The organism is Megasphaera sp. UBA4233, from assembly GCF_002395615.1.
In the GTDB taxonomy this organism is placed as follows: domain Bacteria; phylum Bacillota; class Negativicutes; order Veillonellales; family Megasphaeraceae; genus Megasphaera; species Megasphaera hexanoica.
Map to the genome: position 1 here is coordinate 178,021 of NZ_DGXL01000014.1, position 13,732 is coordinate 191,752.

General features: G+C 48.8%; 13 protein-coding genes. 5 read left to right on the plus strand and 8 right to left on the minus strand.

Going from position 1 to position 13,732, the window contains the following annotated elements:
* The first annotated feature begins 8 nt into the window (after positions 1-8).
* A complete protein-coding gene (locus tag B2U90_RS03920; RefSeq protein WP_292017155.1) occupies positions 9-1,571 on the plus strand; it encodes a nitrite/sulfite reductase in 1,563 nt (520 codons plus the stop codon).
* A 106-nt stretch (positions 1,572-1,677) separates the two neighbouring features.
* On the opposite strand, the gene pdxT is transcribed toward B2U90_RS03920, so the two are convergent.
* Together pdxT and pdxS are read right to left on the minus strand one after the other, a co-directional pair.
* Entirely contained in the window at positions 1,678-2,265 is a 588-nt protein-coding gene (pdxT, locus tag B2U90_RS03925) for a pyridoxal 5'-phosphate synthase glutaminase subunit PdxT (RefSeq protein ID WP_200817442.1), read from the minus strand.
* Positions 2,265-3,149, minus strand: a complete 885-nt coding sequence (gene pdxS, locus B2U90_RS03930) for a pyridoxal 5'-phosphate synthase lyase subunit PdxS (RefSeq protein WP_150824401.1) — start codon at positions 3,147-3,149, stop codon at positions 2,265-2,267. Before pdxS ends, pdxT begins: the two co-directional genes overlap by 1 nt.
* 121 nt (positions 3,150-3,270) lie before the next feature.
* Here pdxS and B2U90_RS03935 point away from each other — a divergent pair, with 121 nt between their 5' ends.
* A complete protein-coding gene (locus tag B2U90_RS03935; RefSeq protein ID WP_292017156.1) occupies positions 3,271-4,677 on the plus strand; it encodes a PLP-dependent aminotransferase family protein in 1,407 nt (468 codons plus the stop codon).
* Positions 4,678-4,721: 44 nt separating this feature from the next.
* Here B2U90_RS03935 and B2U90_RS03940 read toward each other — a convergent pair whose 3' ends face one another.
* The 3 genes from B2U90_RS03940 to B2U90_RS03950 all read right to left on the minus strand — a co-directional run bounded on the left by B2U90_RS03940 (position 4,722) and on the right by B2U90_RS03950 (position 6,988).
* Positions 4,722-5,576, minus strand: a complete 855-nt coding sequence (locus B2U90_RS03940) for a peptidoglycan recognition protein family protein (protein ID WP_292017157.1) — start codon at positions 5,574-5,576, stop codon at positions 4,722-4,724.
* Between the two features lie 80 nt (positions 5,577-5,656).
* On the minus strand, positions 5,657-6,508 hold the full coding sequence (locus B2U90_RS03945) for a polysaccharide deacetylase family protein (protein WP_257536513.1): 852 nt from the start codon (positions 6,506-6,508) through the stop codon (positions 5,657-5,659).
* Positions 6,509-6,595: 87 nt separating this feature from the next.
* Positions 6,596-6,988, minus strand: coding sequence for a hypothetical protein (locus B2U90_RS03950; RefSeq protein ID WP_292017158.1), 393 nt, complete (start codon positions 6,986-6,988; stop codon positions 6,596-6,598).
* Between the two features lie 270 nt (positions 6,989-7,258).
* Between B2U90_RS03950 and B2U90_RS03955 the strand changes: the two genes are divergently transcribed.
* Entirely contained in the window at positions 7,259-8,701 is a 1,443-nt protein-coding gene (locus B2U90_RS03955) for a pyruvate kinase (protein WP_292017159.1), read from the plus strand.
* A gap of 108 nt (positions 8,702-8,809) precedes the next feature.
* Positions 8,810-9,202: a NifB/NifX family molybdenum-iron cluster-binding protein gene (locus tag B2U90_RS03960; RefSeq protein ID WP_200817467.1), complete on the plus strand. Its 393-nt coding sequence runs from the start codon at positions 8,810-8,812 to the stop codon at positions 9,200-9,202.
* A 352-nt stretch (positions 9,203-9,554) separates the two neighbouring features.
* Here B2U90_RS03960 and B2U90_RS03965 read toward each other — a convergent pair whose 3' ends face one another.
* From B2U90_RS03965 to mutY, 3 genes are all read right to left on the minus strand, one after another.
* The gene (locus B2U90_RS03965; protein WP_292017160.1) at positions 9,555-10,451 is read right to left on the minus strand and encodes a LysR family transcriptional regulator; all 897 of its coding nucleotides are present in this window, start codon (positions 10,449-10,451) and stop codon (positions 9,555-9,557) included.
* Positions 10,452-10,455: 4 nt separating this feature from the next.
* A complete protein-coding gene (locus B2U90_RS03970; protein WP_236699707.1) occupies positions 10,456-11,565 on the minus strand; it encodes a metallophosphoesterase in 1,110 nt (369 codons plus the stop codon).
* A gap of 150 nt (positions 11,566-11,715) precedes the next feature.
* Entirely contained in the window at positions 11,716-12,780 is a 1,065-nt protein-coding gene (mutY, locus tag B2U90_RS03975) for an A/G-specific adenine glycosylase (protein ID WP_059077449.1), read from the minus strand.
* Between the two features lie 160 nt (positions 12,781-12,940).
* On the opposite strand from mutY, the gene B2U90_RS03980 reads away from it, so the two are divergent.
* Complete coding sequence (locus B2U90_RS03980; protein ID WP_075582310.1) at positions 12,941-13,732, plus strand: DUF4931 domain-containing protein; 792 nt, start codon at positions 12,941-12,943, stop codon at positions 13,730-13,732.

The following is a 13,732-nucleotide window of genomic DNA, read 5'->3' on the forward strand; positions in this document are numbered from 1 at the left end:
GCCTTTCCATGACCGATATTTCTCAGGAAACGAAATCAGAAATACAGGGCCGCTTCCCTCTGTTTAAAGAAGCCTGCCATGCTTTCTATGCCAAAGAGCTGCCGCCTGCCAAATACAAGGGCACGTCTGGCAAGTTTGGAAGCTATGGTGAACGGGGCGGGCAGAGTTCTATGCTGCGTCTGCGCTTTTCCGGCGGTGCCATCCGGAAAAAACATATTCTCTTTTTAAAAGATATACTCGGGCGATATCCCTTAGACCTGATTCATTTCACGACAGGCGAAGCTCTCCAGATTCATCATTTATCTGAAGAAAACCTTCTTGCTTTATATCAGGAATGCTTCAATGCCGGCATATACTGTTATGGCGCTGGCAGTGATAATCCGCGTAATATAACGGCCAGTCCCCTCCACGGCGTCGAACAGGGTGAATACTTTGATATGACCCCTTATATTGAAGCGGCTTCCCACTTTGTCATCAATCTCATGCCCAGGCTGAACCTTCCCCGCAAATTTAAAATCAGCTTTTCAAACGGCCTGGACAACGAAGGTCATGCAACGTTTAAAGATCTGGGATTTGTAGCCCGCCCGGACCATACATTCGATGTCTATGCCGGCGGAGGTTTCGGCGTCAATGGCTCCCGCTTTGGCATTCTCATCGACCACGGTATCGATCCCCTCGATATGTCTTACTACATTTTTGCCTATGCCCGCGATATTTATATGAAATATGGTGATTATGACCACCGCGGCCGCAATCGTTCCCGCTTTATTCTGGAAGCCATGGGAGAAGATGCGTTCCGTAAGGCCGTTCGGGACGCCGTCAGAAAAGTCCGCTCTGAAGGAGATTACAGACTGACGATTGAACCGCAGACACCGTCGACAAAAGGCAGTGATGACGATCGCATATTGTCTGACCCGCGCATAGGAAAGCAAAAACAGCCCGGCCTGTACTATGTAGCCTACAAGCCCCTGGGAGGTACGCCGGATATGACTGTATTCACCCGTCTTCTTACGGCACTTTCAGCTATGGATGATGTCGAAATCCGGCTCAACGCTGATGAAACAGCATATATAATCAATCTGACTGCCCCGGAAGCCCGGGCGATAGCGGATATTACCGTAAGTGATACGGCACGGACACCGTTTGAACAGTCGGTCAGCTGCATCGGCGCAACGGTATGCCAGCAGGGACTGCGCGATTCGCACGGTACATTCGTCCGTATTGCCACCGTACTACGGGAAAGTGGCAAAGACACGACGCTTTTGCCAAAATGTCATTTTTCCGGATGTCCGTCTAATTGCACGGTCCAGCAGCTGGCCATACTGGGATTGCGCGGATCTGGCAAAAAAACAGGCACTGCCATGGAAGAAGCGTTCGACATCTACGCTGGCGGCAGTTATGCCATCGGTCAGGGTGTCATGGGCACACAGATTGGCACGATTACAACGAAAAATCTGCCGGCATTCTTTCTGGCGCTGAATGACCGTCTCCTCGCCGATTCCCAGGCCTTTACTGACTGGTATCCGTCTCATAAAGATACCTTCCGGGACCTGGTACAGCAGTTTGAATAATTTTGAATACAAAAAAGGGCCGCAGCAAAATGAACTATCCTGGTCATTTTGCTGCGGCCCTTCTTTTGTTATGTCGTATATCATACCACTTCCGGTAAAACAATAATCATCCTTTTTTCTTCCGGACCCTGTCGAGAAAAAATTCATGGATCCGCGTATCCTGACCGACTTCAGGATGAAAAGATAGTGCCAGCTGATTTTTGTAAACTACGGCCACGATATGGTCATCGACAACAGATAACACATCCACTCCTGGTTCAACGGACTCAATATAGGGGGCACGGATAAAATTCATCCGTACGTCCCCGATACCTTTTACCGGTGCCGTCGTTATAAAACTGCCGAGCTGCCGTCCGTACGCATTGCGCCGCACCGTAACCGGCAACGTCTGGAAATAAGACGCCCGGTCATTGCTCAAATGATCTGCCAGAAGAATCAGGCCGGCACAGGTGGCAAGGACCGGCAGTCCGTCCCGGATTTTCTGCTGTAATATTCCGAACATGCCTTCATCCCTGAGAATACGCCCCTGAACGGTACTTTCCCCACCTGGCAGGACTAGTCCATCCAGTGGAATGGCCAGATTCTCTTTATTTCGCAATTCAACACACCGGGCACCCAGAGATTCCAGCATATACCGGTGTTCGATAAAGGCCCCCTGAACGGCCAGTATGCCAATCGTCACGGGTTTCATCATCACTGCCCCCGTTCTGCCATGAGAATTTTTATTTCTTCTTCATTGATGCCGACCATGGCTTCTCCAAGATTTTCGGATAATTTTGCCAATATTTCCGGATTCTGATAGTTTGTCACGGCCTGAACGATAGCCCGGGCCCGTTTGGCCGGATTGCCCGATTTAAATATACCCGACCCTACAAAGACACCTTCCGCACCGAGCTGCATCATGAGTGCCGCATCAGCAGGAGTCGCTATCCCGCCGGCTGCAAAATTAACGACAGGCAGTCTGCCTTCATCGTGAACGTATTTAACTAAATGGTAAGGTACCTGCAACGATTTGGCTGCTTCATACAGTTCATCATCCCGTTTAGCCGTAAGGGCCGCGATTTCTGAATTGATGAGCCGCATATGGCTGACTGCCTGCACGACATCGCCTGTACCCGGTTCACCTTTCGTGCGGATCATAGATGCCCCTTCCGCTATGCGGCGCAAAGCTTCGCCGAGATTACGGGCACCGCAGACAAAGGGTACATTAAATTTAGTTTTATCGATATGATATATATTATCTGCTGGCGACAAAACTTCACTTTCGTCGATGTAATCAATTTCTATAGCTTCCAGAATCTGGGCTTCTACGAAATGGCCGATGCGGCATTTTGCCATGACCGGTATTGAAACGGCATCCTGAATTCCTTTAATCATATATGGATCACTCATGCGGGACACGCCACCGGCAGCCCGTATATCAGCCGGAATGCGTTCCAGTGCCATGACCGCACAGGCACCGGCTTCTTCAGCGATTTTAGCCTGCTCCGATGTTGTAACATCCATAATGACACCTCCTTTCAGCATTTGTGCCAACTGTTTGTTTAATTCATAGCGTTCGTTTGTTTTTCTGGTCATAACTATCTCCTCCGTATGTAACTTGATATTTCTTACGGGTATTAGTATAATCTAAATTGACCTTATTAAAAGACTCAATTTTTATATATTTTAAAAGGTCAGATTGGATGAGACGCCTGTTATGCTAACCTATTCTTTTGAAAATATAAGGTCAGAATTTCTCTATGAACATTTGTATCATTGTCTCCGTGAAGACATTCAGTGCGGTAAATTACGGTTTGGCGAACGACTGCCGTCCAAACGGACCTTTGCCACTCACCTGGGAATCAGCACCATCACCGTAGAAAAGGCTTATGGCCAGTTACTGACAGAAGGCTATATTTACTCCCGTCCCAAACGGGGATATTACGTATCTGATATTACGACCTGTGCCTTCCCACGGCCCCGGTCTGTGTGGAAAACGGTCCGGGAAACAGAAAAAACACCTGCCTGGTTTGCTGATTTTACATCAAATCAGATTCAGGCCGATATGTTTCCCTTTGCTACCTGGACTAAAGTGCTTCGGGACACTCTGGCAGATGAACAATCCCACCTGATGGAACCAGTACCAGTCTGGGGCTGCCTTGCCTTGCGACAGGCCGTGTCCACTCATTTGCAGCATTTCCGTGGCATGTATGCGTCGCCAGCACAGATTGTCATCGGCGCCGGTACAGAATACCTGTACAGCCTGATTGTGCGATTTCTAGGCACAAAGCACATTGTCTGTCTGGAAGATCCGGGCTATGCCAAGGTACGACGCATTTATGAAAGTAATGGCATGTCATGCCGCTACGCCCCGCTCGACGAAAACGGAATTTCCATCGATGCCCTGCGAAAACTTCACGGATCGATTGCCCATATCAGTCCATCCCACCATTTTCCTACAGGCAGAGTCATGCCCATCGCCCGGCGCTATGAGCTTCTGGGCTGGGCCAATGAAACCGAAGGGCGTTATATCATCGAAGATGATTATGACAGTGAGTTCCGTTTTACAGGAAAACCCGTCCCGACACTGTTCAGCATTGACGCAGGAGGAAAGGTCATTTACATGAATACTTTTTCCAAAACGCTGACGCCAACCATCCGTATCAGTTATATGGTTCTGCCTCCTGAACTGGTCCAACCCTTCCAAGAATCTCTGGGATTTCTTTCCTGCACGGTATCGAATTTTGAACAGTATACACTGGCCCGCTTTATCAGCCAGGGGTATTTTGAAAAACACCTGAACCGCATGCGGACGTATTACCGGAAAAAACGTGACCTGCTTATCCGTACCCTGAAAAACAGTGCCCTCGCCGGAAAATCGGATATCATTGAACAGAGCGCAGGGCTCCATTTCCTGCTGCGCCTTCACACGATTCTTGACGACGCCTGTCTGAAGGATCGCTTTCAGGAGCAGGGACTGTACCTGACCGGGCTTTCCGAGTATTATCATGAACCACGTCCTGATGCAGCCCATACGTATCTGATCAATTATTCCAGTCTGGAAAGCAAAAAAATACCAGAAGCTATCGAACGACTCTGTCAGGCAGTCCTTTCAAAGTCGTAATACTTCCGGTATTTAGGTGATGTGCATTTAGTTTTTACATGCACTTACGGTTTTTCTGTTTCATATTTTTTCAGCTTCAGCAGATGGATTCCCTTCAGTTTTTCAGCATAGAGGTTCAGTTCAACATCATCGCGAAGCTGTGGCAAAAGGCGATAGAGATTCTTGCCCGGGCAGTCCGTACTGTTTACATCGCGGTGACCGACAATCGTTGCCGGGCCGGGATCGATATGATAAATACGGCAAAGCGCCGTCACCAATTCTGTAAGGGATTTCATCTGGGCATCAGTCGGGACTTCTTTGTCAAAATTTCCAGTCACGTTAATGCCGACGGTATGATAATTTTCCCCGTAGGCATGAGCTCCCACAACGGCCAGAGGCCGGCCCCGTTCGATAACGCCATTTTTGCGGATGACATAATGATAGCCGATGCCGGCCCATCCATTGGCCAGATGAGCCCGGTGGATAGCCGCTGCCGACGTATCGCCATCGGGGATTCCTACATGATGGATGACAATCATATCTGTCCTGGGCCGTACAAGGAGTGGTTCAGTAAAATGAAAATTAGTTTCCTCAATGGCCAGTCCTTCCGATGGTGCTGCATCCTTTTCCGGGTCGTAGACAGAAAGGCTGTCATCGTGTGATGCCTGTCCTTTCTGATACGTATCGGCTTTTTCCGTACTGGCCGGTCTTACCTGAGCCGCCTTTTTTTTCGACTTCTTTGTCTTTTTCTGTTTTACCTTTTTTACCTGCTCTTTTGATGACGCATTCTGTACGGCTGCCGTCTGATCTTGAGACTGAACGGCTTCCGCCTGTTCACTGGCACTGACGGACGGCAGGCTGAAGACAGAAACGGCCACTGCGGTCGTCAATACAAATACAAATTTCATAAAGGATTTCATCTTGTTACCTCCTTACGCCAAAAGTGACTGCCCCAGGAAATGTAATACTCCTGGGGCAGCTGTCTTTTCTATTTTCCTTGTTACGGCTGGGGGATATGTTCCGCCAGTGGTTTTGTCATTTCCATATTAGCAAAGTAAGCATGGGTCTTCCACAAAAGGGCACTGAATGCACTAAAGGTCAGACGGAAACGGAAATGTTTGAAACTGACCGGACCTTCAAAGAAGGGGACCCGGTCCAGATCGTAGTGGTCATCCCAGGGGAAATCACGGCCTGTTTCTACAGTAAATCCATAATCATACCCGGCATTTTTCGTTTCTTCCATGACCATAGCATTGAACTTTCCTTCGGGGAAAGCGATGAAATTACAAACCTTGCCCGTCCGGGCTTCAATCATGGCTTTCGATTCCTGCAATTCTTTTCGTACGCCATCGCGGTCAAAACTGGTCAGAGGCTTGTGGCTGATCGTATGGGATCCGAATTCCATCCCGTCGTCGCTCATTTCCTTGACCATATTCCAGGTCAGATATCCTGGCTTTTCCATGAGATTCATGATGAGAAAAATGGTGCCACGGAATCCATATTTTTTCATGATAGGATAGGCGAACTCGTAATTATCGACATATCCATCATCAAAGGTAATCAGAACCGGACGGTCCGGCAATGACCCTTCCCCGCGCATATAGGCATCAAACTGTTCCTGAGTAATAGAATGATAATCGTTGTCGTGCAGATATTTCATCTGTGCTTCAAAGTTTTCAGGCTTCATAGTGAGACATGTCTCATAGCGGTTGTTGACCTGATGATAATTGAGGACGGGAACCCCCGTCAGATGATAATTGGTCGATCCAAAATACCAATACGCAAAGATACCGGCTACAAGAACGATGACTGTAAAAAGAATACCTAAAAACCAGGAAAAAAATTTTTTCACATTAAAACTCCCTTGTCCTGACTCTAAGCAATTCATATCTGTTTAAGGATATCACAACATGTGTGTACTGACAAGGATTTTTTCGCACTAAATATGATTTATTGTTTTGATAAACCCATTTTCCCGGAGCCAGTTCTTGTCTTTTTGTTCTAATGCCCGCTGCAGGTCTTTCAAGCAGACATTTTCCGTTTCCGCCGTTTCCCGCACGTGAACGAGGTACTGTGTATCTTCGAAAATGTATTCTTTTAATTCTTCAGGATCTACGATGCCTCTTATGGCATAACGGATGTCTTCCGATTCCTGCACGATATGGAGGATTTCCTTCCAATTGTCGTATTCCTGTTCAGAGAGGATGAATTCCCCCATCACGCCCGTATCGAGCCGCTCCTGGGAACAAATGACGCTTTTTGCGTAATCGACGCCGCTGCTGCGGTCGTAAACGTGGAGTTCCCGTTCTTCATTGTTGACGTATACTATCATGATTAGTGTCTCCTTCATTAAAAATATTTTCTATTATATCATATTAACGTTTATTCCATAGCATCTTTTGTCACATAAAATGATGCTGTCCAATGTAAAATTACAGTAAAAACGCTTTCCTTCTCCGCAACGATGGTATACTATGGTTGCATACAACATGTATTCTGGTATACAGGAGGCAATACGATGAAATCAACCCCTTCTCTAAAGGAAATGAATGACCTATATCAAACCTTGTTCGAACTTCGCCAGAACGTTTTGGAGCAGGGCATGAAAATGTATCAAGCTGTTTCTCCATCTATCCGGCGCAGCTCCTTCCGCTTCAGTGCCCTGAATCTGGCTTTTTATCTTGCCATACGCTGCCACGACCTGCGGCCCCTGCAGGAAAAGCTGCTGTTATTGGGATTATCTTCACTTGGGCGCAGCGAAGCCCGTACGATGGCGAATCTCGATGCCGTCATCGCTTCATTGGGGCGAATCTGCAACAAGCAGGAACATGAACTCATCGCCTATCCTGCACCAAAATGGTTTTTCCACGGCAGCCGCCTGCTGGCTCATAATTCCAATCTGATATTTGGCAGTCATCCTGATGCATCCTATACGAATATTATGGTGACTATGCCGCCGGAAGCAGCTACGGACTACAAACTGGTCCGCAATCTTCTCGAAGCAGGCATGGACATGGCCCGCATCAACTGCGCTCATGATACACGGGATATGTGGCAGGCCATGCTGCACCATATCCATAAAGCGGAAAAGGAAACAAAGAAACGCTGTAAAATCTACATGGACCTGGCCGGTCCGAAAGTCCGCATTTCCCAGGTATTAGTCCCCGGTGATGACGACCGTGTCTTTACAGATGATTTCTTTTTCCTCGCCCGTGGAAAAATTTCCGATTACCCTGCCGATTATACAGGAAATGTCATCATTACCTGTAGTATCCCCCAAGTATTCGATCATCTTCAGGAAGGCGATTCCGTCGTCATCGATGATGGCAAACTGAATTGTGTCGTCACCAGGCTTACGCCTCAGGGAGCCTATCTGCGCGTCATTTCGACAAAAGCCAAGGGATTCCGTCTGAAAAATAAAAAAAGCTTGAATTTCCCTAAAACACCACTGGACATTACGCCCCTGACGAAAAAGGATCTGACTGATCTCGATTTCATTATCCATCATGCCGACGCAATCGGCTATTCGTTCGTCCGCAGCCGCGATGATATTCTCCTGTTGCAGGATGAACTGTACAAACGGATGGGAAATAAAGCACGGAACATGGCTATCATCGCAAAAATAGAGACCAGAGACAGTGTGCATAATCTGCCAGAAATCATCGTCCAGGCCGCTTCCCGGAATCCCTTTGGCGTCATGATTGCCCGGGGCGATCTGGCCGTTGAAGCGGGATATCATCGTCTGGCAGAGCTGCAGGAAGAAATACTCTGGATTTGTGAAGCTGCCCATATTCCCGTCATCTGGGCTACACAGGTTCTGGAAAACCTTGTCAAGACAGGCATTCCGTCCCGGGCTGAAATCACCGATGCCGCCATGAGTGAACGGGCCGAATGCGTCATGCTCAATAAAGGACCGTACATCGTAAAAGCCGTTTCCAGCCTGGCGGATATTGTTAAGCGTATGGAAGGCCATCAGTATAAAAAAGCACCCCAGCTGCGCACGCTCCATATCGCATCAGATGCGCTGAAAGCATTCGATAATTAAATTATTGACTTTTGTTGTTTATATTATTGACATATGTCGTTATATGATGTATACTCTTTAATAGAAGAAAGATTCAGTATAGTCAGGTTATATTAAGGAGGAATTCATATGATGACAAATGGCAAAATTGCCGTAACCTATGACAACGGCAGCGTATTCCAGCATTTTGGACGGACAGAAGCATTCAAGTTTTATACAGTAGAAGACAAAATCGTAACGGGGAGCGAAATCATTTCCACCAACGGTGTCGGCCACGAACCGCTGGCCCAGTGGCTCAAAGATCACGGTGCTGACGTACTCCTCTGTGGCAATATGGGACCGGGAGCGCGTAATGCCCTGCAGCAGGCTGGTATCCCCTTCTACTGTGGCGTTCAGGGATCCTGTGACGAAGCCGTACAGGCATTCCTGGAAGACCGGCTGCAGTATAATCCGGATGCCACCTGCAGCGGCGGTCATCATCAGCACCACGCCGGTCATGGTCATACATGCAATCATCAGTAGTCCTACCGGACAAGAGTACAGCGGAAATCACATCAGCTGTACTCTTTTTACGTTTTCTTACTGCGTTAACAGAATTACTGTTTTCCCCTTTTTCCGGCTCGTGTTTATAATAAAAAGTAACAAAAGAGCACGTGTTCTGCAGCACAGCTTTTGTCTGTTCCTGCGTCGTCTGCAGCTGGATACGAAAATCCTCTTACATGTCCCTTTTAGGATTCTTGTATGCTGATTTTAGCAGGAATATATTTATATCGAGACTCCCTGAAAAAGGGGCTGCAGCAAAGTGAACCAGAAGCATTCACCTTGCTGCAGCCCCTTTTTCCACGCACAGATTTTCTTTAATGGAAATATCCATTCATGTAAGACTATCTTTAATGAACTCTTTCGTACATTCAATGAACGCCCTGGCCGGGACAGAACATTCACTAAAGGAAGCCACTGTCAGGATAATATCACAAGTCAGGGACGGTGAAATCGGCCGTGCTGTGAGTCCCGGATGCATAGGAGCATAAAAATCCCACATATAAACGGGAAGCAGACTGACACAAGGTGTCTGTTCCAGTTTTTTCAACATGACATAATTGCAGTTGGACGTAAACGTCGAAAGAGGCTGCAGATTATACTTTTTCATGTACTCGGCTACATTCGATTCCAGACCATGGCGTGAACGGAACATGAGTACCCGGGACTGCTGCATTTCTTCTGCCGTAATGCATTCGTTCCGGGACAAAGGGTTCTGTTTGGACAGGACAGCCACATAAGGATTGACATTGAGGATAATCCATTCATTTTCATAATCTGGCTGTTTCGTCGTAATCGTAATATCGGCAACGCCGCTGCGCACCCATTCGGCTAGCGTTTTAGGACTGTTCTCTTCCAGAATGTCCACATCAATATTGGGGTATCGTTCCTGAAAGCGCTCGACGACAGGCAGTATGATGGCACAGGCCGTGCTGGTGAATCCGGCAATGCGCAGGCGGCCCAAATGAATGCCCTTGATATTTTCACACTGCTCTTCCAGCCGTTCTTCCACTTCTACGAGCTGCCGGGCATAGGGCAGGATGGCGTGTCCTTCTTTGGTCAGAACAACACCTTTGTTGCTCCGCTGTAGCAGGCTGAAACCACATTCATTTTCCAGGGAATTCATCATCTGGGTCACCGCCGACGGCGTATATCCCAGTTCCCGCGCAGCCTGGATGAAGCTTCCCTTGCGGGCTGCCGTGAGAAAGACTTTGTATTTTTCTATATTCATACAATCACCGCTTTTTCTGTAATTCATATACGGTAACTTCCCGGGAGCACAAGACCCGGAAAGGCAGCCAGTGGCCCGTACCGCGATTGACATACCCATAGCAGCCGTCTTTTTGGAACAGGCCGCGGAGATATTTAAATCCTACGGCCTGGACTAAAGGCCCGATAGGTGCAAACTGGGCACCATGGGTATGACCACACATCGTAAGAGGAATATGATGAGCGAATCCTTCATCGATGAAGGCCGAATTGTGTGCCAGCAGAATCGTAAATGCACCTTCTGGTATTCCCTGCAAGGCTGTCTGCGTATAGTCCCGGCGCTGTTCATCGTGGAGACGGCCGCTGGGGGCAAAACTGAAATCTGTGCCGGCAATATAAAGGGGCCTGTTATCCCTTCCGGAACGGCCGGAAAGATTCCGTCCCCCTCCGGGACTGGCACAGAAATGGCTGTTGCGTACGATACGTATGGGTGTCGATTCCAGCATGTCTGTAATATCCGCCAGTCCCCGGTAATATTCATGGTTGCCGTAGCAGAAATCAATGCCATCGGGAAACAAAGCGGCTCCCTCCATAAGGACCTGCCGGCACTGAGGAAGCCGGCTCAGCTCATCGATGAGATCCCCTGTAATTTCCAGGCGGTTGACTTTTTCCGCTGCCAGGCGCTCCATCGCTGTTTTTAAGTCCTCCGGGCTGAAAAACAGCCCAATATGGCTATCAGAAATCTGTCCGATGCGGTACCCTTCCAGATAATCAGGTAAGTCCGGAAAGGAAAGGGGAAGTTTGGTCACAGCCAGATAACTTTCGCCCACGACATTTCCCAGTCCGCTCGTCGCTGCTGCCGCTACGGGAACGGCAGCGGCCATCCCTTTCAGGAATGTCCGCCGGCTCATGGATGGCCCCTGATGTTCCCCGGCAGTCATATTTTCTGCCGGTGTAACCGGTCGGCCGCGCCGCTTCAGCCGGTAAAAAAAGATGCCAGCCGCCAGCACCGCCAGGACAGGAAATGCCAGGAGAAAGGTGAGGAACCAGCTCACTGACGCCAAAGCTCCTATATGGAGCCCCATCAGGCGGATGCCCCCCGTCAGACCGGGGAACCAGTGGCTGTACCAATACAACTCCCCTGCCCCCAGCGCCGAGCAGCATGCCGTGAGCAAAGCAATTTTCTTTCCCTGTCCGCCTTGTACGATGTAGTTATATAGTACGCCTGCTGCTACGGAAAAACAGGACAGGATTACCATAAAATTAATAAAAAAAAGACCTTTCATCTAAACTATGGCAGTGATTTTTCCATGGGGCCCGGCCCAGGGAACCTGCGTGTAGCCAGCCTGTGGCAGCCACTGCCAATCCTCCTTATCCAATAGCGTCCCATTTGCATACGGGGCTGTATATATCGTCATCTGCCAGACTTTGTGGGAAAATACATGACGCAGTGTACCGACTGGCCCGCTGGCACTGCCGGCGCGGATTCCTGCTTTTTTCAGAACTTCTCTGGCTGCATCCAGCCCGGCATTTCCCTTTCCCACGGCATTGGGAAATTCCCACATAGAAGCGAGCAGTCCCTTTGCCGGACGGCGATGGATGAGCCAGGACTGCCGGTCGGAAACGACCAGAACGGTTATATCCACCGCAGGCTTGTCTTTTTTGACAATGCGGACCGGAAGTTCCGTCTCCCGCCCTTTTTCATGGGCAAGGCAGCAGGAAACAAGAGGACATTCCTGACAGCGCGGATGACGGGGAATGCAGATCGAAGCTCCCAGGTCCATGAGCGCTTCATTGAAATCGCCCGGCGCATCGTCGGGGATGACATCCTGTGCCAGGCGGGTAACTTCTTTTTTTACTTTCGCCGATAAAATATTATCCTCTATGAGGTACAGGCGGGAAAAGATGCGGAGCACGTTGCCATCGACAGCCGGGACCGGCCGGCCATAGGCAATACTGAGGACTGCCCCGGCCGTATAGGCACCGACTCCTTTGAGTGACAGCATATCCTTTTCCCTATCCGGTACCTTTCCGCCGTACCGGGCCTGCACTTCACAAACGGCCTGATGGAGATTGCGTGCCCGCGAATAATACCCCAGCCCCTGCCATTGGCGCAGCACTTCTTCCTGAGTGGCACTGGCCAGGGACGCCACCGTAGGAAAATGATCCAGCCAGTTTTCATAGTACGGCCGGACGGCTTCGACTTTCGTCTGCTGCAGCATAATTTCTGAAACCCATACTTTATACGGATCACGCGGCGAAGTGCGCCAGGGCAGGTCACGGCGGTGAGTCCGGAACCAGCCGAGCAGCAGCTGCGGCCAGTCATGGGCTGTTTCGTTGTGTATCGTCATAAACGGTTCATACCTCTGTTTTTTCAATGTAATCACACCGGAATGCCAGTCTGGCTCCGGTGCTTTATATTATACCACATCCCCTGCCATATATCGTATTTGAAAAAGCGTATCTCTATGCTACAATATACGGTAGGTATTAGTAAAGGAGTCCGTCATAATGGAACACAATCCGTCATTACATACATTGATATACAATCTGGACCTGGGCAGGACAAAGCCGGATACGGTGCACCGCGACGCGTCGTACTGCCCGTTCTGCGATGTGGCACATTTAAAAAACATCATGGAAACGCGGGGACACATGATATGGCTGGAAAATGCCTATCCGGTCCTCAAGGATTCCTGGCAGACACTAATCATCGAAAGTGACGACTGCGACGGTGAATTTTGTGAATATACGCCGGATTATGCCACAAAGCTCATCGATTTCGGTCTGGAAAAGTGGCAGCAGGTCAAAGAAATGGGGCGCTTCCGTTCCGTCGTTTTTTACAGGAATCACGGTTACATGTCCGGTGGAACTATTCATCATCCCCATTCCCAGATAGTCGGATTTGAAAACTATGATTATCATGACGACATCAAGCTCTACCATCTCCTGGGGACGCCCATCATCGAAGAAGACGGTCTGGAAATCAATCTTTCAACCCGTCCCATCATCGGCTTTTATGAAGTCAACCTGATTCTTGAAAACAAGGAAAAACTGCCAGAGTTCGTTCGCTATATGCAGCTCGTCGCCCACTACTTCATCCACGATTTCGTGTGGCGCAACGAAAGCTATAACATCTTTTTCTACGATTTTCCCGGTGACAGCCGGCTCTTTGTCAAAATAGTCCCACGTTTTCTTACCAATCCGCTGTACGTAGGATATATGATTGCCCAGGTCGCCAACAAGGGACATCAGCAGCGGGTTATAGAAAAACTGCGTACCATTTTATCGGAAAGGAAATAA